At 69.1% G+C, this 20,803-nt stretch carries 24 protein-coding genes and 1 tRNA gene; 10 read left to right on the top strand and 15 right to left on the bottom strand.

Annotated features, from left to right (window positions below; translation table 11 throughout):
* Nucleotides 1-11: 11 nt before the first annotated feature.
* From fliK to mnmA, 12 genes are all read right to left on the bottom strand, one after another.
* Complete coding sequence (gene fliK, locus CHU93_RS05010; RefSeq protein WP_094473047.1) at nucleotides 12-1,667, bottom strand: flagellar hook-length control protein FliK; 1,656 nt, start codon at nucleotides 1,665-1,667, stop codon at nucleotides 12-14.
* Nucleotides 1,664-2,011: a hypothetical protein gene (locus CHU93_RS05005; RefSeq protein WP_094473046.1), complete on the bottom strand. Its 348-nt coding sequence runs from the start codon at nucleotides 2,009-2,011 to the stop codon at nucleotides 1,664-1,666. Before CHU93_RS05005 ends, fliK begins: the two co-directional genes overlap by 4 nt.
* Nucleotides 2,011-3,300 (bottom strand): FliI/YscN family ATPase, encoded by a 1,290-nt coding sequence (locus CHU93_RS05000; protein WP_243375243.1) that lies wholly within the window; start codon nucleotides 3,298-3,300, stop codon nucleotides 2,011-2,013. The genes CHU93_RS05005 and CHU93_RS05000 overlap by 1 nt, the downstream gene beginning before the upstream one ends.
* Before the next feature lie 302 nt (nucleotides 3,301-3,602).
* The gene (locus tag CHU93_RS04995) at nucleotides 3,603-4,205 is read right to left on the bottom strand and encodes a FliH/SctL family protein (protein ID WP_094473044.1); all 603 of its coding nucleotides are present in this window, start codon (nucleotides 4,203-4,205) and stop codon (nucleotides 3,603-3,605) included.
* Nucleotides 4,202-4,543, bottom strand: a complete 342-nt coding sequence (locus CHU93_RS04990; protein WP_094473043.1) for a FliG C-terminal domain-containing protein — start codon at nucleotides 4,541-4,543, stop codon at nucleotides 4,202-4,204. Before CHU93_RS04990 ends, CHU93_RS04995 begins: the two co-directional genes overlap by 4 nt.
* On the bottom strand, nucleotides 4,543-4,881 hold the full coding sequence (locus tag CHU93_RS04985) for a hypothetical protein (protein ID WP_165768606.1): 339 nt from the start codon (nucleotides 4,879-4,881) through the stop codon (nucleotides 4,543-4,545). The genes CHU93_RS04990 and CHU93_RS04985 overlap by 1 nt, the downstream gene beginning before the upstream one ends.
* Nucleotides 4,832-5,233, bottom strand: a complete 402-nt coding sequence (locus CHU93_RS04980) for a magnesium and cobalt transport protein CorA (protein WP_094473041.1) — start codon at nucleotides 5,231-5,233, stop codon at nucleotides 4,832-4,834. The genes CHU93_RS04985 and CHU93_RS04980 overlap by 50 nt, the downstream gene beginning before the upstream one ends.
* Entirely contained in the window at nucleotides 5,233-7,014 is a 1,782-nt protein-coding gene (fliF, locus tag CHU93_RS04975) for a flagellar basal-body MS-ring/collar protein FliF (protein WP_094473040.1), read from the bottom strand. Before fliF ends, CHU93_RS04980 begins: the two co-directional genes overlap by 1 nt.
* 7 nt (nucleotides 7,015-7,021) lie before the next feature.
* Nucleotides 7,022-7,342 carry a flagellar hook-basal body complex protein FliE gene (gene fliE, locus CHU93_RS04970; protein ID WP_243375240.1) on the bottom strand — a complete coding sequence of 107 codons (321 nt, stop codon included), beginning with the start codon at nucleotides 7,340-7,342 and terminating at the stop codon, nucleotides 7,022-7,024.
* Nucleotides 7,339-8,139, bottom strand: coding sequence for a sigma 54-interacting transcriptional regulator (locus CHU93_RS18110; RefSeq protein ID WP_279353788.1), 801 nt, complete (start codon nucleotides 8,137-8,139; stop codon nucleotides 7,339-7,341). Before CHU93_RS18110 ends, fliE begins: the two co-directional genes overlap by 4 nt.
* Nucleotides 8,072-8,521 carry a sigma 54-interacting transcriptional regulator gene (locus CHU93_RS18105; protein ID WP_279353786.1) on the bottom strand — a complete coding sequence of 150 codons (450 nt, stop codon included), beginning with the start codon at nucleotides 8,519-8,521 and terminating at the stop codon, nucleotides 8,072-8,074. The genes CHU93_RS18110 and CHU93_RS18105 overlap by 68 nt, the downstream gene beginning before the upstream one ends.
* 142 nt (nucleotides 8,522-8,663) lie before the next feature.
* Nucleotides 8,664-9,809: a tRNA 2-thiouridine(34) synthase MnmA gene (gene mnmA / locus CHU93_RS04960; RefSeq protein WP_279353784.1), complete on the bottom strand. Its 1,146-nt coding sequence runs from the start codon at nucleotides 9,807-9,809 to the stop codon at nucleotides 8,664-8,666.
* Between the two features lie 124 nt (nucleotides 9,810-9,933).
* On the opposite strand from mnmA, the gene CHU93_RS04955 reads away from it, so the two are divergent.
* Nucleotides 9,934-10,218 (top strand): DUF1153 domain-containing protein, encoded by a 285-nt coding sequence (locus tag CHU93_RS04955; protein WP_243375237.1) that lies wholly within the window; start codon nucleotides 9,934-9,936, stop codon nucleotides 10,216-10,218.
* Between the two features lie 129 nt (nucleotides 10,219-10,347).
* Nucleotides 10,348-11,052, top strand: a complete 705-nt coding sequence (locus tag CHU93_RS04950) for a response regulator transcription factor (protein WP_094473039.1) — start codon at nucleotides 10,348-10,350, stop codon at nucleotides 11,050-11,052.
* Between the two features lie 165 nt (nucleotides 11,053-11,217).
* Here CHU93_RS04950 and CHU93_RS04945 read toward each other — a convergent pair.
* A tRNA-Cys gene (locus CHU93_RS04945) sits at nucleotides 11,218-11,291 on the bottom strand.
* Nucleotides 11,292-11,424: 133 nt separating this feature from the next.
* On the opposite strand from CHU93_RS04945, the gene CHU93_RS04940 reads away from it, so the two are divergent.
* The 7 genes from CHU93_RS04940 (at nucleotide 11,425) to ccmE (ending at nucleotide 18,039) form a co-directional block, all read left to right on the top strand.
* The gene (locus tag CHU93_RS04940; RefSeq protein WP_094473070.1) at nucleotides 11,425-12,066 is read left to right on the top strand and encodes a protein-L-isoaspartate O-methyltransferase family protein; all 642 of its coding nucleotides are present in this window, start codon (nucleotides 11,425-11,427) and stop codon (nucleotides 12,064-12,066) included.
* Nucleotides 12,067-12,091: 25 nt separating this feature from the next.
* Nucleotides 12,092-12,385, top strand: a complete 294-nt coding sequence (locus CHU93_RS04935; protein WP_144037493.1) for a DUF2497 domain-containing protein — start codon at nucleotides 12,092-12,094, stop codon at nucleotides 12,383-12,385.
* A 41-nt stretch (nucleotides 12,386-12,426) separates the two neighbouring features.
* Nucleotides 12,427-15,060 (top strand): valine--tRNA ligase, encoded by a 2,634-nt coding sequence (locus CHU93_RS04930; protein WP_243375234.1) that lies wholly within the window; start codon nucleotides 12,427-12,429, stop codon nucleotides 15,058-15,060.
* A gap of 160 nt (nucleotides 15,061-15,220) precedes the next feature.
* The gene (locus tag CHU93_RS04925; protein WP_094473037.1) at nucleotides 15,221-16,657 is read left to right on the top strand and encodes a serine hydrolase domain-containing protein; all 1,437 of its coding nucleotides are present in this window, start codon (nucleotides 15,221-15,223) and stop codon (nucleotides 16,655-16,657) included.
* A gap of 70 nt (nucleotides 16,658-16,727) precedes the next feature.
* Nucleotides 16,728-17,456, top strand: coding sequence for a heme ABC transporter permease (locus tag CHU93_RS04920; protein ID WP_094473036.1), 729 nt, complete (start codon nucleotides 16,728-16,730; stop codon nucleotides 17,454-17,456).
* Nucleotides 17,456-17,608, top strand: a complete 153-nt coding sequence (gene ccmD, locus CHU93_RS04915; protein ID WP_086116727.1) for a heme exporter protein CcmD — start codon at nucleotides 17,456-17,458, stop codon at nucleotides 17,606-17,608. The genes CHU93_RS04920 and ccmD overlap by 1 nt, the downstream gene beginning before the upstream one ends.
* Nucleotides 17,605-18,039 carry a cytochrome c maturation protein CcmE gene (gene ccmE / locus CHU93_RS04910; RefSeq protein WP_094473035.1) on the top strand — a complete coding sequence of 145 codons (435 nt, stop codon included), beginning with the start codon at nucleotides 17,605-17,607 and terminating at the stop codon, nucleotides 18,037-18,039. The genes ccmD and ccmE overlap by 4 nt, the downstream gene beginning before the upstream one ends.
* Nucleotides 18,040-18,061: 22 nt before the next feature.
* Here ccmE and CHU93_RS04905 read toward each other — a convergent pair whose 3' ends face one another.
* On the bottom strand, nucleotides 18,062-18,667 hold the full coding sequence (locus CHU93_RS04905) for a murein L,D-transpeptidase catalytic domain family protein (RefSeq protein WP_094473068.1): 606 nt from the start codon (nucleotides 18,665-18,667) through the stop codon (nucleotides 18,062-18,064).
* Nucleotides 18,668-18,716: 49 nt separating this feature from the next.
* On the opposite strand from CHU93_RS04905, the gene CHU93_RS04900 reads away from it, so the two are divergent.
* Nucleotides 18,717-19,559: a L,D-transpeptidase family protein gene (locus tag CHU93_RS04900; protein WP_165768605.1), complete on the top strand. Its 843-nt coding sequence runs from the start codon at nucleotides 18,717-18,719 to the stop codon at nucleotides 19,557-19,559.
* Between the two features lie 98 nt (nucleotides 19,560-19,657).
* Here the strand turns inward: CHU93_RS04900 and CHU93_RS04895 are convergent, their stop codons facing one another.
* A complete protein-coding gene (locus tag CHU93_RS04895; protein WP_094473034.1) occupies nucleotides 19,658-20,560 on the bottom strand; it encodes a CE1 family esterase in 903 nt (300 codons plus the stop codon).
* Nucleotides 20,561-20,803: the final 243 nt, after the last annotated feature.

The following is a 20,803-nucleotide window of genomic DNA, read 5'->3' as shown; positions in this document are numbered from 1 at the left end:
GGTCTGGTTCCTCAGGCGAAGCGGTCAGTTGCGGGGGTGGGAGCGGCGCGGGCAGGGCGGCGGGCGGCGGCGATGGCTTCGAGCTGGGGCGGGGGGCGTTTCTGGCGCTGGCCGCCCGACAGGTCGCTGCGCTGGCCGTTGATGGAGAGGGACGACAGGGTGATGCCGGCAGCGGCGAGATCCTGTTGCAGGCGGCCGCCGGCGGCATCGATCAGGGGCGCTGATTGCGGCGCGGCGGCGAGGCTGACGGCAAGATCGGCCGCGCTGCCGGCCAGTTCCACCTGGACCTGGCCCAGCCGGGTCGACGGGATGGACAGCGCGGAATCCGTGCCCGCATCCGGTGCGCTGGTGGCAGCCGGCTGGGTCGGCTGTGACCGCACATCGGCCGCCGGTGACCGCAACGGGGCATCCGGTGGCAAGATCGGGCCACTGGCCGGAATCAGACCCGGCGCGGGTGATTGCAGCGGCTCGGCTGCCTCCACCAGGCGGCGGCGCGGCGGCGGTTCGGCGGGCAGTTCGGCGGCAAGCGGCGGGGCGATGGTGGTGGCCGGGGCGGGCGGTGGCAATTCGGGACCGGGCGCAAGCTCGGGCGCAGCCGGCATCGCCGCGACGGCGGCCGGCAGGCTGCGCTGCCAATCGGCCGGCGGGCGCGGCGCGGCGAGGGCGAGGCGGGCGGGCGGATTGGCCGCCGGCTGCGGTGGGGACGGCCACAGCGCGGCGGCGGGCAATGTCGCGGCCATGGGGGCGGATGCAATGGTTGCGCGTGCGGCGGACGCAGCCGGCGTGGCCGGAACGGACTCTGCTGTTGCCGGGCGCACGGCGGGCGGCGGTTCGGCACCAGGGATGGACAGGCTGGGCGCAGCGATTGGCCTGGGCTGGACCGCGGTGTCGGCCAGCGGCGACGCCAATGGTGGCTGGCCCGGCGGTGGCACGCGCACTGCGGGCGGCGTGGCTGGCACGGGCACTGCTGGCACAAGCGCGGCGGCGGCCTTCGTGGGCTGCAGTGCCAGTCCGCTGGGCTGGCGCAGCGGGGCTGGCATGGTGGCCGATGCGGTTTCGGCGGGCAGACGCGCTGGCGGCTCGGCGGTCGGCAAGGGCGGGGCCAGGGGCGCGGCGGCTTCAGGCATGCCTCGGCTGCTGGCAAGCAGCGGCGGGGCGGGGGGCACGTCAGACCGCGTGGCCGGGCTGGCGAGCGAGGTGACCATCAGCGCGCGGATGGCCGGGCGGATGGCTGCGGTGCGGACCGGAGCGGTGTTGGCGGGGGCCGTCTCCGGCATGGGTTCGGCCGATGGCGCCAGCGGGCTGGCCGCCAACGGTGCGGGCAGTGCGGCTGGCGTGGGGGCGGCGAGTTCGGGGACTAGCAGGGTCGCCCAGGGCTGGTCGGCAAGGTCGGCCGACGCGGCATCCGGGCTGGCGGGTTCGGCCTCCCCATCAAGTGCGACGGCTGGTTGGGCCAGCGGCGTTTCGATGGGCAGGGCGGAGGCCAGCGCCAGCGCAAAGGGTGGTGCCTCGGCCGGTGCTGTCGGCGATGGGGGCAACTCTGCCGGTGTGGCGGCGACCGGCCCCGGCGGCAGCGCGCCGGGCTGCAGCAATGGCAGGCCGGGCGCAGGCGCTGCGCCGGGCAGCGGGGCTGGTTGCGGCAGGGCTGGCAGGGCGGTCGGGATCATTGCCCGCTCTCCTGCTCGGCGCGGCGGGCCAGGGCGGCGTCCACGGCGGCGCGGGCGGCGGCGAGTTGGCGGCTGGCCTCGTCCCGCCGGGCCAGCGCGCGGGTCTGGCGATCGGCGATGTCGGCCGCGATGGCCTGCAACTGGCCATCGATGCGGGCCCGGGCGGCGCGGGCGCCGGCGTTGGCCGTGCCTTCGCCCTGCCCGCCCACCAGCGCGCGCACCCGGCCCAACAGCGCGGCATCGGCGGCAGCCTGGCCCTGGGCGCGGGCCAGATCGGCCAGCGCCAGCCGTTCGCGGATGCGGCGCACGCGGATCAGGCGGTCGATGGGGGTGGGTGTGGTCATCAGGCCGTCTCCATGGGGGCGACGAGTTCATTGAGGGTGGCGATGCTGTCGGCCGGATCGGCCGGCTGTTCGCGCGGCTGGGCCATGAAGGCGGCCAGCGCCGGCTGCAGGGCGAGGGCGAGATCCAGCTCGGGATCGGCGCCGGGGGCATAGGCGCCCATCAGCACCAAGTCGCGGTTTTCCTCGGTGAGGGCGATCATGCGGCGGAAGCGGCTGGCGGCAGCGAGATGGGCGGGGTCGCAAATGTCGAACATCACCCGGCTGGCCGAACTGACCAGATCGATGGCCGGGAACTGCCCGCGCCCGGCGAGCCGGCGGGCGAGCAGGATATGGCCATCCATCACCCCGCGCGCCGCATCGACTACCGGATCGGCGCGGTCATCATTTTCGGCGAGCACGGTGGCGATCAGCGTGATGGCGCCGCCCGATTGGCGGTCGCCGCCGGCACGTTCGGCCAGATCGGCGACCAGCTGCAGCGCGGAGGGCGGATAGCCGCGCGTGCCCATCGGCTCGCCGCGCGCCATCGCCACCTCCCGCGCGCCGTGGACGACGCGTGACAGGCTGTCGAGGATGAGCAGCACCTGTTTCCCCTGCGCCCGGTGCCATTCGGCAATCGCCATGGCGGCCTGGGCCCCGCGCACCCGGCACAGCATCGCATCAGAGGCTGGCACGGCGATGGTGATGGTGATGGTGCGGCCACGCGCCGGCCCTGAAAGCTCGGTATCGATGAAGTCGCTGATTTCGCGGCTGCGTTCGCCGATCAGGGCGACCACCACGACATCGGCGCGGGCCCAGCGGGTGATCTGGCCGAGCAGCACCGATTTGCCCACACCGGTGCCGGCCATGATGCCGATGCGCTGGCCGACGCTGACGCTAAGGAGCGCATCGATGGCGCGCACCCCGGTGGGCAGCGGGCAGGTGACGCGGGCGCGGGCATGCGGCGGCAGCGGTGCCGGGCTGGCCGGCATCCAGGCGCTGGTGGCCGGCGGGCCGAGCCCATCCAATGGCTGGCCCAGGCCATCGATGACGCGGCCGAGGAGGCCATTGCCCACCGCGACTTGGCCGCCGGCCGGATCGGGCAGCACCGCCGCGCCCGGCGCGATGGCGGGCAGGGCGGACAGGCCCATCACGAGGGCGCGGCCGTCGCGGAAGCCGATGACCTCTCCCACAGCCTTCGTGGCCCCGATGGCGACGCGGCTGCCGATGGCGGCGCTGATGCCGACGGCTTCGAGGATGGCGCCATCGGCGGCGACGACGACGCCGGCGCGGCGCAGCGGCAGCGCCGGCACGCGGGTGGCGGCGATGCGGCAGGCCAGCGCGGTGGTGGCGGTGGAGTTTTGGCCTGGCGCGGCCCCCTCCGCCTCGCTGCGCTCGGCACCTCCCCCAGGGGGGGAGGATGATCTGGGGCGGGTGGTGGGCCCGTCCTCCTTGCTGCGCTCGGCACTTCCTCCGGGTGGGGAGGATGATCTGGATGGGCGCGGGGCGGCGGGCCCCCTCCGCCTCGCTGCGCTCGGCACCTCCCCCAGGGGGGGAGGATGGGTTTGATCCTCCCCCTCTGGGGGAGATGCCCGCAGGGCGGAGGGGGCGCGGCTCATGGCAGGGCTTTCAGCAACTGCGCCAGCCGGTCAGCGAGGCCGGCATCGACGCGATAATCCGGGCCGGCGACGGTGATGTGGCCGGGCGGCAGGCTGGTATCGGCACGGGTGGCAAGGCCGGGGGGCAGATCGGCGGCGATCAGGGCCAGCGTGTCGGGGTGGGCCGACAGGGTGGGCAGCGCGGCATCGGCGACTTCGGCGAGCGCGGCGGCGACCAGTGGGCGCAGGCTGTGCGGGCGGCTGAGTTCGGCCATCAGCACGGCCTCGCAAATGGCCCGGGCGAGGCCGGTGAGCAGCGGCGCCAGCACCGCTTCGTCAAGGCCGGTCGCTGCCGTGAGAGCGCGGGCGGCGGCGTCGAGGGCGGCAAGGCGGGGGGCGAGTTCGGCCAGGGCCGCGGCGTGGCCGCGCGCTTCGCCAATGGCCTCACCCTCCGCGCGGCCTTGCGCGCGGGCGTCTTCGAGCAGGGCGCTGATGTCGATCGCCGGTTCGGGCGGCGGCGGCGGTTTGGGCAGGTGGCTGGCCAGCAGCGCGGCCAGGCCGGCGGATTTGGCCGGGGCGGTGCCCAAGAGGGCGGCAAGGCGGGGATCATGCGCGGTCACAGCATCGCCTCCCCGGCGGTGGGCAGGGTCAGCGCGCCGCTGTCGCCCAGGCGGCGCACGGTGCGGCACAGATCGCGCTGGGCCGCATCGACCTCGCTGCGCTTCATCGGGCCGCGTTCGGCCAGTTCGTCCTGCAGCTGCGCGGCGGCGCGGCTCGACATCGAACCGAAGATGAAGTCCTTCAGCGCCGGGCTGGCGCCCTTCATGGCGATGGCGAGCTGGCCGGGATCAACCTCGCGCAGCACCAGCTGCATGTCCTTCTGGCTCAGGCCGAGCAGATCCTCGAAGATGAACTGCTGGCTTTCCAGCTCGGCGGCGAGATCGGCGTTGACGCCCATCAGCGCTTCGAGCAGCGCGCCGCGCCCGCGCGCCCGCGCGCCCGCTTGATGACGGCGGCGGCAAAATCGGTGCCGGCCAGTTTGGCGCTGTCGCGGTTGGTGCCGACGCCGCGCAGCTTGGCCTCCAGATCGGATTCCAGGGCTGCCAGATCATGGATGTTGACGGGGTTCAGCGTCGCCAGCCGGGTGGCGACATCGGGCTGCAGATCTTCGGGCAGGCCATCGAGCACGGCGGCGGCGCGCTCTTCGGGCAGATGGGCCAGCACGACGGCGATGGCCTGGGGATGTTCATCGGCGATCAGCGTGGCCAGCGCCGGGGCATCCACCCAATCCAGCACGGCAAAGCGGCGGCCGGCGGCGGGCGGACCGATTTTTTCGAATGGTTTCGGCGCGCGGGGTGCCCAGCGCCGCGCCCAGCCGCTGGCGCACCTGACGGCCCTGGCTGTCGAGCGCCGCCACCTGCGCGGTGCGGGCGAGAAATTCATCGAGGACGTGATCGATGGCGAGCGGATCGATTTCCGCCACGGTGAGCATGGCTTCGCCGACCTGCTGCACCTCGGCGGGGGTCATGCCGGCCAGCATCTCGCTGGCCTGCGCCTCTTCCAGCACCAGCAGCATGATGGCGCATTTCTGCGCGCCGGACAGGGCGGCAGCCGGGCTGCCGGCCGGCAGGATCGGCGCGCTGGCCATCAGGCGGCGTCCTCTTCGGGTTCGTCTGCGGCCGGCGCGCTGCTCTGATCGGCGAGCAGCATCTGGCGGGCGACGGCCATGGCACGATCCCGGTCACCGGTGACGAGGGTGCGGGCAATGTCGAGCTTGCCGCTGTAATCGCGGGCGGCGGCGGGGCGCAGCAGTTCGCCGCCATCGATCATGGCATCGACGGCGGCCTTTTCGGCCGAGCCTTCGGGATAGACGGTGGGCACCGGGCCGGCGCGGCCAACGGCGCCAAGCACGCTGCCGAGCACACCGCCGACCGCGCCGCCGACCACGGCCCCGGCGCCATCGGCCGCGGCCCCGGCCAACCCGGCGGCGGAGAGGGCGGCCTGCGCGGCCTTGCGCCGGGCGCGCCAGAGCAGGAAGCCGCCGCCCAGCAGCAGCAGCACCGCGCCGACGGCCGCGATCCACGGGCCATAATCCTGCACGACCGGGGTTTGATACCAGGCCTTGGGCGCATCATCGGCCGGCGCGAAGGCGCGCACCTGCACCTCCACCAGATCGCCGCGGGCCGGATCAAAGCCCATGGCGCCGCGCACCAGCCGCTGGATGGTGGCGATTTCGCCGGCCCGCGCCTTGGCATTGCCCAGCGCGGCAGTGTCGATCAGCACCGCGACCGACAGGCGCTTGAGGCGCGGCGCGGCGGCGCGGGTGACGGAGACATCCTTGCCGATCTCGTAATTCGTCGCCGCGGTTTCGGCGGTGACGGTGCCGCCGGCCGCAGCGGGGGCGGGCGTGGCGGGCGGGTTGCCCTGCACCTGGGCGGCCTGGGGCACGGTGTTCGTGAGGGCGCCGGGAATGCCAGCCGCTGGTGGCGGCGTGCCCTCCATGTTGCGGCTGGTCTGTTGCGACCGCACGGTGCCAGCGGGCTGGAAGCGTTCGGAGGCGGCTTCGTTTTCGGAGAAATCGACATCGGCGGCGACTTCGGCGGTGAAGCGGCCGGGGCCGAGCATGGGGGTGAGGAGTTTCACCAGCCGGTCGCGCACCAGGCCTTCCAATCGCTGTTGATAGGCAAGTTGCTGGCCGTCGCCCGACACGCCGGCCGAGAGCAGGGTGCCGGATTGATCGACCACCGAGACCCGATCGGAGGTGAGGCCGGGGACCGAGGTGGCGACCAGCCAGATGATGGCGCGCACCTGGGCTTCGGACAGGCTGCGGCCGGGGGCGAGGGTGACGAACACGCTGGCCGACGGCGCGGCACGGTCGCGGATGAAGACGGACGGTTCGGGGGCGGCGACATGCACGCGGGCGGATTTCACCCCGTCGATGGCCTCCACACTGGCGGCGAGTTCGCGGGCGAGTGCGGCCTTGAGGCGCGCGGCCTCCACCGAGCGTGACGCGCCCAGGGGCATGGCATCAAGATCGGATCCCGGGCCGGCAGCGGCGGATTTGGGCAGGCCCTGGCCGGCAAGCAGGATGCGGGCGCGGGCGACATCGCTGGCGGCGACCTCCACGGTGCCGGTGGCTTCGTTGACGCGGTGATCGAAATTGGCGGCGGCCAGCGCGGTGGTGACGGCGGCGGCATCGGCTTCGGACAGGCCGGGATAGAGCGGCCGCCATTCCGGCTGGCGCAGCAGTGCCCAGGCCAGCGCGGCGACGCCAAGCAGGGCAATCAGCAGCAGCGCCGGGCGGGCACTGGCAATGGCCGGACTGGCGGCGAGCGCGCGGGCGCGATCGACAACGGGCGCCAGCGCCGGCGGCACGGTGAGGCCAGCGGGCGCGGCGGGTTCGGGCGGAAGGGCGGCAGCCTCGCTCATGCGCGCATCACAACGGCATGTTCATCACGTCTTTATACGCCGCGACGAGGCGGTTGCGCGCCTGCAGCGTGGCTTCAAAGGCGATGGAGGCTTTCTGGCGGGCGATCATCACGCTGGCGAGATCGTGGGTCTGCCCGGTTTCAAAGGCGGTGGTGGCGGCGCTGGCCTGATCCTGGATGGTAGAAACCTGGCGCAGGGCGGTGTCGAGCGCTGCGCCGAACCGGGGTTGTTCGGGCGCGGCGGCGGGGGCGCGCAGGGCGGCGTTGCGGGCAAGGATGTCCTGCTGCAGCCGGAGGATGGCGCTGGTGTCGACCGGCGGCAGCATCATTGCACCATTGCGCCGCGCCCGGCGGCGAGCTTGTAGCGCAGGGTGCGTTCGGAAATGCCGAGTTGGCGGGCGGCATCGCGGCGGGTGGGGGCGCTGGCGATGGCGCGGGCGATGGCGATCTGTTCGGCGTCGCGCACCACGCCGGGCAAGGCGGCCGGGGTGGCGGCGGCGGCGGGGGCCAGCGTATCGAACAGCAGGTCGCGGGCGCGGATATCGGGGCCATCGGTGAGGACAAGGGCGCGATCCAGCACATTGCCCAGTTCGCGGACATTGCCGGGCCAGGCGTGGGCGTTGAGCCGGCCTTGCGCGCAGGGGGCCAGCCACGGCACCAGGCCATCGCCGCCGGTGCGGGCCAGCAGCATGTGGGCGGCGATGGCGATGATGTCGGCCGGGCGGGCGGCGAGCGGCAGGGTGCGCAGCGGGAAGACGGCGAGCCGCCAATAGAGATCGGCGCGGAAGCGGCCCGAGGCGACATCGGCGGCCAGATCGCGGTTGCCGGCGGCAATGATGCGCACATCCACCGCCACCGGGCGGGTGGCGCCGACGGCCAGCACTTCGCGTTCCTGCAACACGCGCAGCAACTTGGCCTGGGCGGCCAGCGGCAGTTCGGCGACTTCGTCCAGGAACAGGCTGCCGCCATCGGCGCTGCGCACCAGGCCGGGGCTGGCGGCATGGGCGCCGGTGAAGGCGCCGCGCTCGTGACCGAACAGCCTGGCCTCCACCATCTGGTCAGCGAGCGCGGCGCAGTTGACCGCGACGAGGGGCGCATCGCGGCGGGGGGGATGCCTGGTGGACAAGGCGGGCGAGACCTTCCTTGCCGGTGCCGGTGGCGCCTTCGATCAGCACGCTGGCCGGGCTGGCTCCGACCCGGCGGGCGAGCGCCAGCAGGCTGGCCGAGGCGGGATCGGCAGCCGCCGGTTGGCCGGGCCGGGCGTGGGCGGCGATGAGCGCGGTGGCAAAGGCTTCATCGCCCGCCGCAACGCCGATGATCAGCGCCGGGCCGGCGCGGCGGGCAAAGCCGCGGGCGGCGCGGTGCAGGATGACATGGCGGCACTCAAGCTTTGGCAGTTTCTGCCGTTCATCACCAATGACAATGGGCAGACCGGCAAGATCGGCCTCGCGAAGGCCGGGCAGCCATTCGAGGGCGGGTGGCGGCAGGGCTGGAACAGGCGTGCTCATGCCCGCTGTGTTGCAACGGGCGTGCCATGTGCCCGGATGAACGGCCGCGCCGATGCGGCATGGTTACGAGATGGTTAGTCTGTCGGGATTTTGACGCCGCGCCGTCAATTTTCCGCCGCCAGCCTGTCAAATGGCTGACATGTCAGGCGTTTGACAGCTCGGCCTCGGCCGTGGCGCGGCGGGTTTCGACCATGGTGCCGCCCAGCACCAGCCGGTCGCCAACATAGGCCACGGCGGCCTGGCCGGGGGCGACGCCATACTGCGGCGTGTCGAACAACAGCCAATCGCCGTCGAGCCGGGCCGGCGCCAGCGGTGCCATCGAGCGGACCTTGACCATCAGCGGGCCATCGCCGGGGCCCAGCCGGTTCAGCCCTTCGAGGCGGACGGCGGCCACCGCCAGTGACCGGCGCGGCCCGGCGATCACATTGCCGGCAGCGGCATCGATGCCGACGACATAGAGCGGCTCGGCCTGGCCGCCGATATCGAGCCCGCGGCGCTGGCCGACGGTGAAGCGATGGATGCCGTTGTGGCGGCCAAGCACGCGGCCCTGTTCATCGACGATGGTGCCGGGGCTGGCGAGTTCGGGGCGGATGCGTTCGACGACGGCGGCATAATCGCCGCCGGGCACGAAGCAGATATCCTGGCTGTCGGGCTTGGCGGCGACCACAAGGCCAAAGGCTTGCGCCAGCGCGCGGGTTTCCGTCTTGGCCAGCCCGCCGAGGGGAAAGCGCAGATAATCGAGCTGGGCCTGCGTGGTGGCCCACAGGAAATAGCTTTGATCCTTGGTGGGATCCGCGGCGCGGTGGAGCTCGCCGTGGGCGTCACCCCGTTCTGCGCAGGGCAGCCGCTGGACATAATGGCCGGTCAGCAGCGCTTCGGCGCCGAGATCACGGGCAAGGGCGTGGAGATCGGTAAACTTCACCGTCTTGTTGCATTCAACGCAGGGCACCGGCGTGAGGCCGCGGGCATAGGAATCGACGAAATTGTCGATGACGCTTTCCCGGAAGCGGCTTTCCATGTCGACGACATAATGGGCGATGCCCAGCCGTTCCGCCACGCTGCGGGCATCGCGGATATCGGCGCCGGCACAGCAGGCGCCGGGCCGGCGCGCGGCGGCGCCCTGGTCATAAAGCTGCAGCGTGATGCCCACCGCCTCGCAGCCGGCGGCATGGGCCAGCGCCGCCACCACCGAGGAATCCACCCCGCCCGACATGGCAACGGCCACGCGCCGGCCCTTAAACGGGGTCAGCACGGCGGCAGCGGCTGCAGGGATGGCAGGTGCGGTCACACCCGGCGCAATGGGGATGGCGCGCCGGCGCGTCAAGGCCCGGCGATGTCTTAAGAAAGCCTGGCATTGGCCGTCCAATGGCTTGAACCCACCCAGACGCGCCCCGGCGGGGCCAGGAGGCCAAATGTCGTTCATGTCACCGCCGCCGCCGGGCACCCAGCCGGAGGATGATCTGCCGCCGGCCGATACGGTGCGCTGGGTGCCGCGCCGAAAGGCTGCCGTGGTGAAGGCGATTGCCGAAGGCCGGATCAGCCTGGATGAGGCCTGTGCGCGCTGGCGCCTGAGCATCGAGGAGATCAAATTGTGGGAACGGGCCATGCGACAAATCGGCGTGCACGGTTTGCGCGTGACCCGGGTGCAGATTTATCGGCCGCTGTTCCGAGACGATGGCGAAACCGGTAACGGATAATTTATTAATGGTTCACAATTTTTCCATGGAATCCGGGCTTTACACTGCATCGTAATGATTGTTACAACCGTAGATGGGGTCAGGTGGGTCGTGCCTGAGGAGGGGTGTTCCTAAACCGGAGAAATTTGCATGCGCGTTCTTTTGGTCGAAGACGACTGTGCAATGGCCCGCAGCATCGAGCGCATGCTTGATGACGCGGCTGTGGAGCACGAAACCGCCAGCACGGGTGAGCTGGCGCTGGAATATGTCCGCGCTTACGAATTCGATGTCGTGATGCTGGATCTGACGCTGCCGGACATCAGTGGCCAGGAAATCCTGCGCCGGATGCGCCAGCTGCGCATCAACACCCCGGTGCTGATCCTGTCGGGCGATGCCGAAACCACCACCAAGGTGACAGGTTTTGGCGCGGGCGCCGATGATTATGTCACCAAGCCGTTCGAGCGGGAGGAATTGCTCGCCCGTTTGCACGCGCTGGTGCGGCGCAGCCAGGGTCATGGCCAGTCGATGATCGTCACCGGTCCGGTGTCGGTTGATCTGGCCGGGCGCAGTGTCACCGTGTCGGGCAAGCGCGTGTCGCTGACCGGCAAGGAATATGCCATCCTGGAAATGCTGTCGCTCAGGAAGGGCATGACGCTGACCAAGGAGATGTTCCTGACGCATCTTTATGGCGGCCGCGACGAACCCGAATTGAAGATCATCGACGTGTTCGTGTTCAAGCTGCGCAAGAAGCTGCACCTGGCGGGTGCGCCGCCGTCGGGCTGCATCGAAACCGTTTGGGGCCGCGGCTATGCGCTGCGCGATCCCGAAGTGTCCGAATATCCCGCCGTGGCCTGATTGGTCACGGCTGGGTTGAAACAAGGGCCGCCGGGCAACCGGCGGCCTTTTTGCTGTTGGGCGCTTGCCTTTGGGCCTGGGGGGGCAAGCCGGAATTGAGCCCCACTGGATCGGCTTGGCGATCCAGCCGCAAGGCATCGCCGGTTCGGGGGCTGCACCTTGTGTTGGAGGCCCGAGCCGGAATCGAACCGGCGTGCACGGATTTGCAGTCCGCTGCGTCACCACTCCGCCATCGGGCCTCGAGGCGTGGGAGAGTGCCACTAGCAGGGCCGGCCGGCGGGGGCAATGGCCAACACGTGCCAGCCCGCACGCGCCCGCCGCAGCGCAACATCACCATTGCGCGACAAGCCGCCGCAGGGCAAAGAAGCGGCCATGACCCGGACAGCACCGCTCTCACCCCGCCAGACCATGGTGGACAGCCAGTTGAAAACCGTGGGTGTCACCGATGCCGCGGTGCTTGCCGCCTTTGCCGATCTGCCGCGCGAGGCCTATCTGCCGCCGGCGCTCGCGCCATTGGCCTATGCCGATGCCGCGCAACAGGTGGCGCCGGGCCGCCGGCTGCTGCCGCCACTGGTGCTGGCGCTGCTGCTGCAGCATGCCGCCGTGCAGCCGGGTGAGCGCGTGCTGGTGGTGGGCAGTGCCACCGGGCTTTCGGCGGCGCTGCTGGCCCGCATGGGGGCACAGGTGACGGCGCTGGAAAGCGATGCCGCGTTGATCGCCAGCGCCGAAGCGGCCGGGGTCGCCAGCGTGCAGGGCCCGCTGGCCGAAGGCTGGGCCGCCAATGCGCCTTATGATCTGATCCTGTTTGAAGGCGCCATCGGCCAGGTGCCGGCCGCCATTGCCGCGCAGCTGGCGCCGGGCGGCCGCGTTGCGACCGTGCTGCGCGAAGCCGGTGTGGGCCGGGCCTATGCCGGGCCGCTGCGCGCCGATGGCCAGCCGGCGGCGCTGCCGTTCCTCGATGTGTCGGCCCCCGATCTGCCCGGCTTTGCCCGCCCGGCGGCCTTTGCCTTCTGAAGGCCAATGCCGTAACAATCGGGGCATGAGCGAGCCGCCGGCCTCCATCGATGCGATTCTGGCCTCCATCCGGGCGCGGGTGACCGGGCCGGACGACGCCACCCCGCCGCCCGCGCCGCCGGTGGCCGAACCGCCCGCCGAACCCGCCGTGCCGCTGGAAACCGTGGCCGTCACCCCGGCCGCCGCGACGATGACGCTGGACGAGCTGATCCGATCCCTGCTGGCGCCCCACATCAAGGCCTGGCTGGATGCCAACATGCCCGAAATCGTCGAGAAGTTGGCCCGCGAGGAAATCCGGCGGCTGACCGGCAAGCTGTAACGGGCTTTCCCGCGACGCCCCCAGCCGCTATGCGGCTGGCCATGATCGACAAGATTTTCGACCCGGCCAGTTTTGAACAGCGTTGGTATGCGCATTGGGAGACGAGCGGCGCCTTCCGCCCGGCGCGGCCCGATGCCCAGCCGTTCACCATCGTCATCCCGCCGCCGAATGTGACGGGGTCCTTGCACATCGGCCACGCGCTCGACAACACGCTGCAGGATCTGCTGATCCGCTGGCACCGCCTCAACGGCCGCGATGCGCGCTGGGTGGTGGGCACCGATCATGCCGGCATCGCCACCCAGATGGTGGTGGAACGCCGCCTGGCCGAAGCGCAGCAGCCGGGGCGCACCGCCATGGGCCGCGAAGCCTTTGTGCAGAAGGTGTGGGAATGGAAGGAAGAAAGCGGTGGCACCATCACCCGCCAGCTGCGCCGGCTGGGCGCCAGCTGCGACTGGGCCAATGAACGCTTCACCATGGACGATGGCTTCAACACCGCCGTGCTCAAGGTGTTTGTGGAGCTCCACGCCCAAGGTCTGCTCTATCGCGACAAGCGGCTGGTGAACTGGGACCCGAAGCTGAAGACCGCCATTTCCGATCTGGAGGTGGAAACCCGCGAAGTCGCCGGCAGCTTCACCCACATCCGCTATCCGCTCGCCGATGGCCCAGTGAACGGCGTGTCCCATGTCATCGTGGCCACCACCCGGCCCGAAACCATGCTGGGCGACACCTGCGTGGCGGTGCATCCGACGGATGAACGCTACACCGCCATGGTAGGCAAGCTGATCGCCCATCCGATCACCGGCCGGCAGATCCCGATCATCGCCGATGATTGGGCCGATCCCGAGCTTGGTTCGGGCGCGGTGAAGATCACCCCGGCGCATGATTTCAACGATTGGGCCGTGTATGAACGGCACAAGCAGGTCGGCTGGATCAACATCCTGGATGCCGAAGCCCGCATCTGCGCGGCTGACGGTGTGCCGGCGGACTATGTCGGCCTGACCCGCGAGGATGCCCGCAAGAAGGTGGTGGCCGATCTCGAAGCGCTGGGCCTGATCGAACGCATCGAGCAGAAGACCATCCAGATGCCCTATGGCGACCGCTCGGGCGTGGTGATCGAGCCGTGGTTGACCGACCAATGGTATGTGAACGCCGGTGAACTGGCCAAGCAGGCGCTGGCCGCCGTGCACGATGGCCGCACCCAGTTCGTGCCGAAGACCTGGGAAAAAACCTATTTCAACTGGATGGAGAATATCCAGCCCTGGTGCGTTAGCCGCCAGCTGTGGTGGGGCCACCGGATTCCGGCCTGGTATGGGCCGAACGGCGAATGTTTCGTGGCCGAAACCGAGGCCGAAGCGCAGACACAGGCCGGCGACCTGCCGCTGACCCGCGACGAGGACGTGCTCGACACCTGGTTCTCCTCTGCCCTGTGGCCGTTCGGCACGCTGGGCTGGCCGGAGCAGACGCCGGACCTCGCCCGCCATTATCCCGGCGATGTGCTGGTGACGGGGTTTGACATCATCTTCTTCTGGGTCGCCCGCATGATGATGCAGGGCTTGCACTTCATGAAGGATGTGCCGTTCAAGACGGTTTATTGCCATGGCCTGGTGCGCGACGCCAAGGGCCAGAAAATGTCGAAGACCAAGGGCAACACGGTCGATCCGCTCACCCTGATCGACAAATATGGCGCCGATGCCCTGCGCTTCACGCTGACCGCGATGGAAACCCAGGGGCGCGACATCAAGCTGAGCGAGAGCCGCATCGAAGGCTATCGCAACTTTGCCACCAAGCTGTGGAATGCCGCGCGCTTCTGCCAATCGAACGGCATCGCTGGCAGCAACAGCCCGCTGCCGCCGGCCGCGGCCCAGCCGGTCAACCGCTGGATCATCGGCGAGGTGAAACAGACGGCGCGCGCGCTGGAACAGGCGATCGCGCAATTCCGCTTCGATGCCTATGCCGATGCCATCTACCGCCTCGTGTGGAACCGCTTCTGCGACTGGTATCTGGAACTGATCAAGCCGCTGCTGGCGGAAGGGGCGGATGCCGACGTGGCTGCGGAAACCCGGGCCGTCGCGGGCTGGGCGCTCGATCAACTGCTGGTCATGCTCCACCCGGTCATGCCCTTCCTCACCGAGGAATTGTGGCACCAGCTGGCGATTCGCGATGATCTGGTGCTGGCGCAATGGGTCGCAACCGACGCGCTGCCGGAAGACGCGGCGGCGAGCGCGGATATCGATTGGCTGATCGGCCTCATCTCCGAAGTCCGCTCCGCCCGCACCGAGCTCAATGTGCCGCCGTCGGCCAAGCTGGCCTATGCCGTGGAGGGCGCTTCGCAGCAGACCGCCGAGCGCCTCGCTGCCAATGCCGCCGCCATCGAACGGCTGGCCCGCATCCTGCCCGGCGACGCCGGTGCCGGCGGCCGGCTGGCCGTGGTGCATGGCGAGGCGACGCTGCTGATCCCCGTCGGTGACGTGATCGATCTGGCGGCCGAAAAGTCCCGCCTCGAAAAGGCCCTCGCGGCCGCTGCCAAGGAACGCGATGCGCTCGCCGGGCGGCTGGGCAACCCCGGCTTCACCGAAAAGGCCAAGCCCGAAGCGGTGGAAAAGGCCCGCGAGGATCACGCGGCGCGGGCCGCCGAGGCGGAGCGGCTGCAGGCGGCGCTGGCGCGGCTGGGGTAGTTATCCCACCCCCAGCCCCTCCCGCAGGCGGGAGGGGAGACGGTCGGTCCTTGCGCATCCTGCTCCCCTCTCGCCTGCGGGAGGGGTCGGGGGTGGGTTGCACCGCTTGGCAACCACCACCAACCTGCTAGCCTTCCCTTCAACAAGGGGGACCCAGATCATGTTGCACCGTTCCATCGCGCTGGCTCTGCTGCTCGCCAGCCCGGCGCTCGCCCAGACCGCGCCGCCGCCAGCCGCCAACATCGCCGAAAACCCCGACGTGGCCGCCGCGACACGCCTGTTCAGCGCCTGGATGGAAGGCCAGATCGCCTATCGCGGCCTGCCCGGCGTGGCGGTGGGCGTTGTGCATGATCAGCAGCTGGTATGGTCAAAGGGCTTTGGTTTTGCCGATGTGGCGTCGAAGCGGCCGATGACGGCGGACACACGCTTCCGCATCGCCTCCAATTCCAAGCTGTTTGCCGCCATCGCCATCCTTCAGCTGCGCGAACAGGGCAAGCTGCGGCTGGATGATCCGGTGGTGAAGCATCTGCCCTGGTTCACCATGAAGCCGGCCGGGCCCGACGATGGCCCGATCACCATCGAGCAACTCCTGTCACACTCGTCCGGCATGCAGCGCGAGGCCGGCGACCATTGGTCCAGCTTTGACTTCCCGACCGAAGCCCAGCTCAAGGCGCTGATGCAGGATCGCCAGGCCGCCTTCCCGCCGCAGACCCGCTGGAAATATAGCAACCTGGCCTTTGCCGTGGCCGGGTTGGTGGTGGAACTGGTGACCGGCCAGCGCTGGGCCGATTATGTCACCGCCAACATCACCCGGCCGCTGGGCATGACCGCCACCAGCATCGACAAGCCCGATCCGGGGCTGGCCACTCCTTATGCCAGTCGCACGCCGGAGGGCACGCGCCGCATCCTGCCGTTCATGGATGCGCGCGGCATGGCGTCGGCCACCGGCATGACCAGCACGGTCAATGATCTGGCCAAATTCATCTCGGCCCAGTTGCGCACCAGCGGACCCAATGTGCTGACCGCCGGTTCCTGGCGCGAGGCGCTGCGGGTGCGCAGCGTGGATGAGAGCTGGGAAAGCGGATCGGGCCTGGGGTTTGATCACAGCCGCTTCAAGGGCCGCACCTTTGTCGGGCATGGCGGCGGCTATCCCGGCAACACCACCATGACGCGGGTGCAGTTGAACGACAAGGTGGGCGTGGTGGTGTTGACCAACACCAATGATTCGGGCCCCGGCGACATTGCCAACCAGTTGCTCGCCACGGTGGGTGAGGCCGTGGCCAAGGCCGCCAGACCCGGCAAGCCGCCACTGTGGGACGATGGCTGGGCACGCTTCGCCGGCCGCTATCGCAGCCCCTATGACGATGGCGTCACCCAGGTGGTGTTGCTCAACCGGCAGTTGGTGCTGCTGGCGGCCAATGGCCCGGCCGCCGAAACCCGGGTTGTGCTGGAACCGCTGGGCGACGGCCGCTTCAAACTGATGGCGCCGACCGGCGGCGGCCCGGTGGGCGAAGTGGTGCGGTTTGAAGAGGCCGGTGGCAAGGTGACGCGCATGTTCCTGGGCGATGGCTGGAGCAGCCGCATCGACGGATGGTGAGCGGCAGGGCTGTGCGCCCGGCGACACCGCGCCCCCTTCCCTCGCTTGTGCCTTCTGCTAGAAGGCCGGCGTGCACCGTTATGCAAATCCCACGCGATTCCTGAAGATCGCCCGTGTGGCGACGCCGATCGTCGCCCTGCTCGGCCTGGCGCTCACGGCGGCCGGGCTGTGGATCGGCCTGTTCGCCAGCCCGCCGGATTACCAGCAGGGCGAAAGCGTGCGCATCATGTATGTGCATGTGCCGGCCGCCTGGTTGGGCGCTGGCGGTTACATGAGCCTTGCCATCGCATCGGCCACCGCGCTGATCTGGCGGCACCCGCTGGCCACCATCGCGGCGCGCGCCATTGCGCCGGCCGGGGCCGCCTTCACCGCCATCTGCCTGGTTTCCGGCAGCCTCTGGGGCAAGCCGACCTGGGGCACCTATTGGGTTTGGGATGCGCGCCTCACCTCCATGCTGGTGCTGCTGTTCCTCTATCTGGGCTATCTGGCCTTGAGCGCCAGTGAGGCGGAAAAGGGCGGCGAGCAGCGCGGCGCGGCGATCCTGGCGCTGGTGGGCGTGATCAACCTGCCGATCATCAAATATTCGGTGGAATGGTGGAACACCCTGCACCAGGGCAGCAGTATCTCGGTGGCCAACGCCTCGTCCAAGATCGCGCCCGAACTGCTCACCCCGCTGCTGCTGTCGGTCGCCGGCTTCTCCTTCCTGTTTGGCGCCATCGTGCTGATGCGGATGCGGGCGATGTTGGCTTGGGCGCGGGTTGATGCGCGCAGCCGGCGCATGGCAGAGGCTTTGGCGTGATGGACGGCGTCGTCTCCCGCCCCGATCTGTGGGCCAATTTCATCTGGCCAGCCTATGGGCTGACTCTGGTTGGCCTCATTGGCCTGCTGGTCTGGGCCTTTGTGTCGATGCGCACGGCGGAAAAAAAGGCCGAGGAATCGAGGCGCAAATGAAGGCCAAGCATCAACGCCTGTGGCTGGTTGTCGGGGCGCTCGTTGCGCTCGGCGGCGCCGGCGCGCTGGCCTTTTCGACTCTGGGCGAGAAGGCGACCTATTTCTATGCCCCGTCCGATCTGAAGAAGGGCCCGGCGCCCACGGCCGCCATCCGGCTGGGCGGCATGGTCGAAAAGGGCTCCATCCAGCGTGAAGGCGCGACGGTGCGCTTTGTGGTGACCGACATGGCGCAGACCGTGCCCGTCACCTACACCGGCATCCTGCCCGATCTGTTCCGCGAAGGGCAGGGCGTGATCGCCGAAGGCAAGATCGATCCGGCCACCGGGCAATTCCAGGCCGAAACCATCCTGGCCAAGCATGATGAAAGCTATATGCCGCCGGAAGTGGCCGGCGCGATGAAGAAGACCGGCAGCGTTTCGGCGGGCAGCTGAACCGGGCCGCGCCGCCCCCTGCTCATGCCCGGCCGGAAAACAGCAGATGGCCGGGGCCAAGCCGATCCAGCACCAGGCCCGCATCGGCTTGCGAAAAGGCGAAACAACCTTCGCTGCGGCCCAGCTTGCCGGTTTTTTCCAGCACCTGGCGCTCGCAATACCAGGCGCCGTGGATGACGATGGCGCGGGCCATTGCCGTGCTGTTTTCCGGATCCAGCCCGATCAGGCGCCGCGACGCGCCATGCTGGCCCCAATAGGCCTCACCGGTCAGATAGGCGCCCTCGCTGCTTGCCGCTGAGCCCGGCTGCGCCGAAAAGCGTTGCAGCCAGCCGGAATGCGCCGGATCAGAGCCGCGCCCATGCGCAACCCGCAGCGCGGTCAGTGCACCCGTGTCCGGGGCATAGAGGAAAAAGCGCGGAATGGCACTGTGGACGCCATAATCGGCAATGGCGATCAGATCCTTGCGGGCGATGCGGTGGCCATGGCGCACAAAGGCATCGCGGGCCCGTTCCAGCAGGCGCGGATGCGGCGCGGCGGCCCTTGGCAGGCTGGCCAGGGCCGGGCCGGCGGCCAGCAGCCCGGCGCCGAGCAGGGTGCGGCGCGACAGGATGGGAAGGTCAATCGACATGCCACCCCCAAATGGGGCATGCTGGCGAAAATTCCAGGGAGGCCCGCAGATGCAGCGCCAGATCGCCCCAATTCCCCGCCCGGTGGCGGCCATGTTGGCGATTCTGCTGGCGACCGCCGCCAGCGCGCAGCCGCTCGCCACCCCGGCAGAGCGGCTGGCCAGCCTGGACAGCGGCACATTGTCGCCGTCGGCGCAGGCGGCGGTGGTCGCCAGCCGGGACGCGTGGCGCGCGCTGACGCTGCTGCCCACCGGGCGCTGGCTGCTGGTCAACATCCCGGCCTTCGAGATCAGCCTGTATGACGGCCCGGTGCGCCAGGCGACATGGCGCGCCATCGTCGGCAAACCGGCAACACCCACCCCCAGCTTCACGGGATCGGCCACCGCCGTCATCCTCAACCCCTGGTGGGATGTGCCGGCCAGCATCGTGGCCGAAAGCGTGGGCCGCCTGGTGGCGCGCAATCCGAAGAAGGCGGCGCGCGATGGCTATGTGCGCATCGGGGATCGCTATCGCCAGATGCCGGGGCCGGCCAACCAACTGGGCCAGATGAAGCTGGATTTTGTCAACGCCTTCAGCGTGGGCATTCACGACACGCCGTCAAAGCCCTTGTTCGGGCGGGCACGGCGGGCGCTCAGCCATGGGTGCATCAGGGTGGATGATCCGTTCGGATTCGCCGCCACGCTGCTGGGCCCGCCCGCCAGCCGCGACAGCCTGAAGACCGTGGCTGATACCAGCCGCACCACCCAGCGCCTGGCCTTTGCCGCGCCATTGCCGGTGATCGTCGGCAATTTCACGGCCGAGGTGGCAGACGATGGCAGCCTGCGGCTGTTTGACGATGTGTACCGCCGGGTGCGGACCATGCCTGCCACCGCCAGCGATGCCTGCTCGATGTGAACCCCCGGTGGGTGAGCGTCTGCGGACGAACTCTCTTTCCATTATCTTATTGGTATTATATGTTTAAATGTTCGCTCCCAAACCGCGATTGTATGCCTTCAAGGCATTTCGGACTGCGTCTTGAAAAACTCCCAAACACGTTCAGCGCCGTCAAAAGACTGGATGGGATTGTTACCCTGTCGCCGACCGCGCGTCCCTGGCCAGCCATGGCCTCCAACATCATCGACTACTGAGATCGTGACAGCGCCATTTGGCGCGGCGCGATAAACAGACGTGCTCACCGACCCACTTCGGGTAATCACAGGCGGCGTCAGTGAGTGGTTAGCGGCGGTCCAGAACTGAACCGTTTCAGCCAGCGGCTTATAGGGTGCCGCCTGATTGCGCGAAACGAGCGGATTTCGGCTGAAGCCGCCTTCGGAAGGAACTTCATTATCTTGCCCACCGTTGATGAGCATGATCGGCAGCGGTCTGCTGGGCTTCGCGTCAAAGCTGAACATTGCACCCACGACTGGCGCGATAGCTGCCAAACGCTCAGCGCGCTGGGTGGCATAGACCAAGGTCATCATGGCTCCGTTTGAGCCGCCGGTCATGAAGATCTTTCGGGGATCTGCGCCGTGATCCCAGATGAGGAGGTCGATCAAGGCATCTAGGTAAGCAATGTCATTGGCTTGGCCGACCTGCCGACGCATCAGGAAGCCAGTGTTCCATGCGTGCCGTCCCGGCGCCCATTCCGTTCCTTCCGGGTAGACGACGGTGAAACCCTCCGAGACCGCGAGCCTATCAAACCCGCTTCGCTCTCGTTGAGCATCCGCGCTTCCCTGACCTCCATGCAGCACGATCACGACAGGAGAATTGCGGCCAGGCCCAAGATCATTGACCACAACGGCACGTCGTTGAGCGCCTTCAACTGCAACCGAAATCTCGCGCGAATTTTGCGCGTAAGCCGGGTGGAAGGCGAGTGCTAATGCGGAAAAAATGGCGATGGCGCGGACCAAAAGCATAAGATCTTTCTTCCTGACCTGTTATGCAGCAGGGCATCAAAAGCGTTGAGCGTGTCTGACGAATCCGCAGCTATTGGACAGGCATAACGCGCCAGCAAACTCTAGCCAACTGACCATCATTTAACATATTGATATGAAATATTTGCTGTTTCCAAGATGAATTCCCGAGGCTGCTCGGTAATCCGGCAGGATTCTGAGTCTGCATCTGGGCACCTCCAAAAACCCCTCGCCAATAGCGGCCTG

It is taken from the genome of Sandarakinorhabdus cyanobacteriorum, assembly GCF_002251755.1.
Lineage (GTDB): Bacteria > Pseudomonadota > Alphaproteobacteria > Sphingomonadales > Sphingomonadaceae > Sandarakinorhabdus > Sandarakinorhabdus cyanobacteriorum.
Note: the sequence above shows the minus strand (reverse complement) of the source record. Positions and strands in the feature narration are given on the sequence as shown.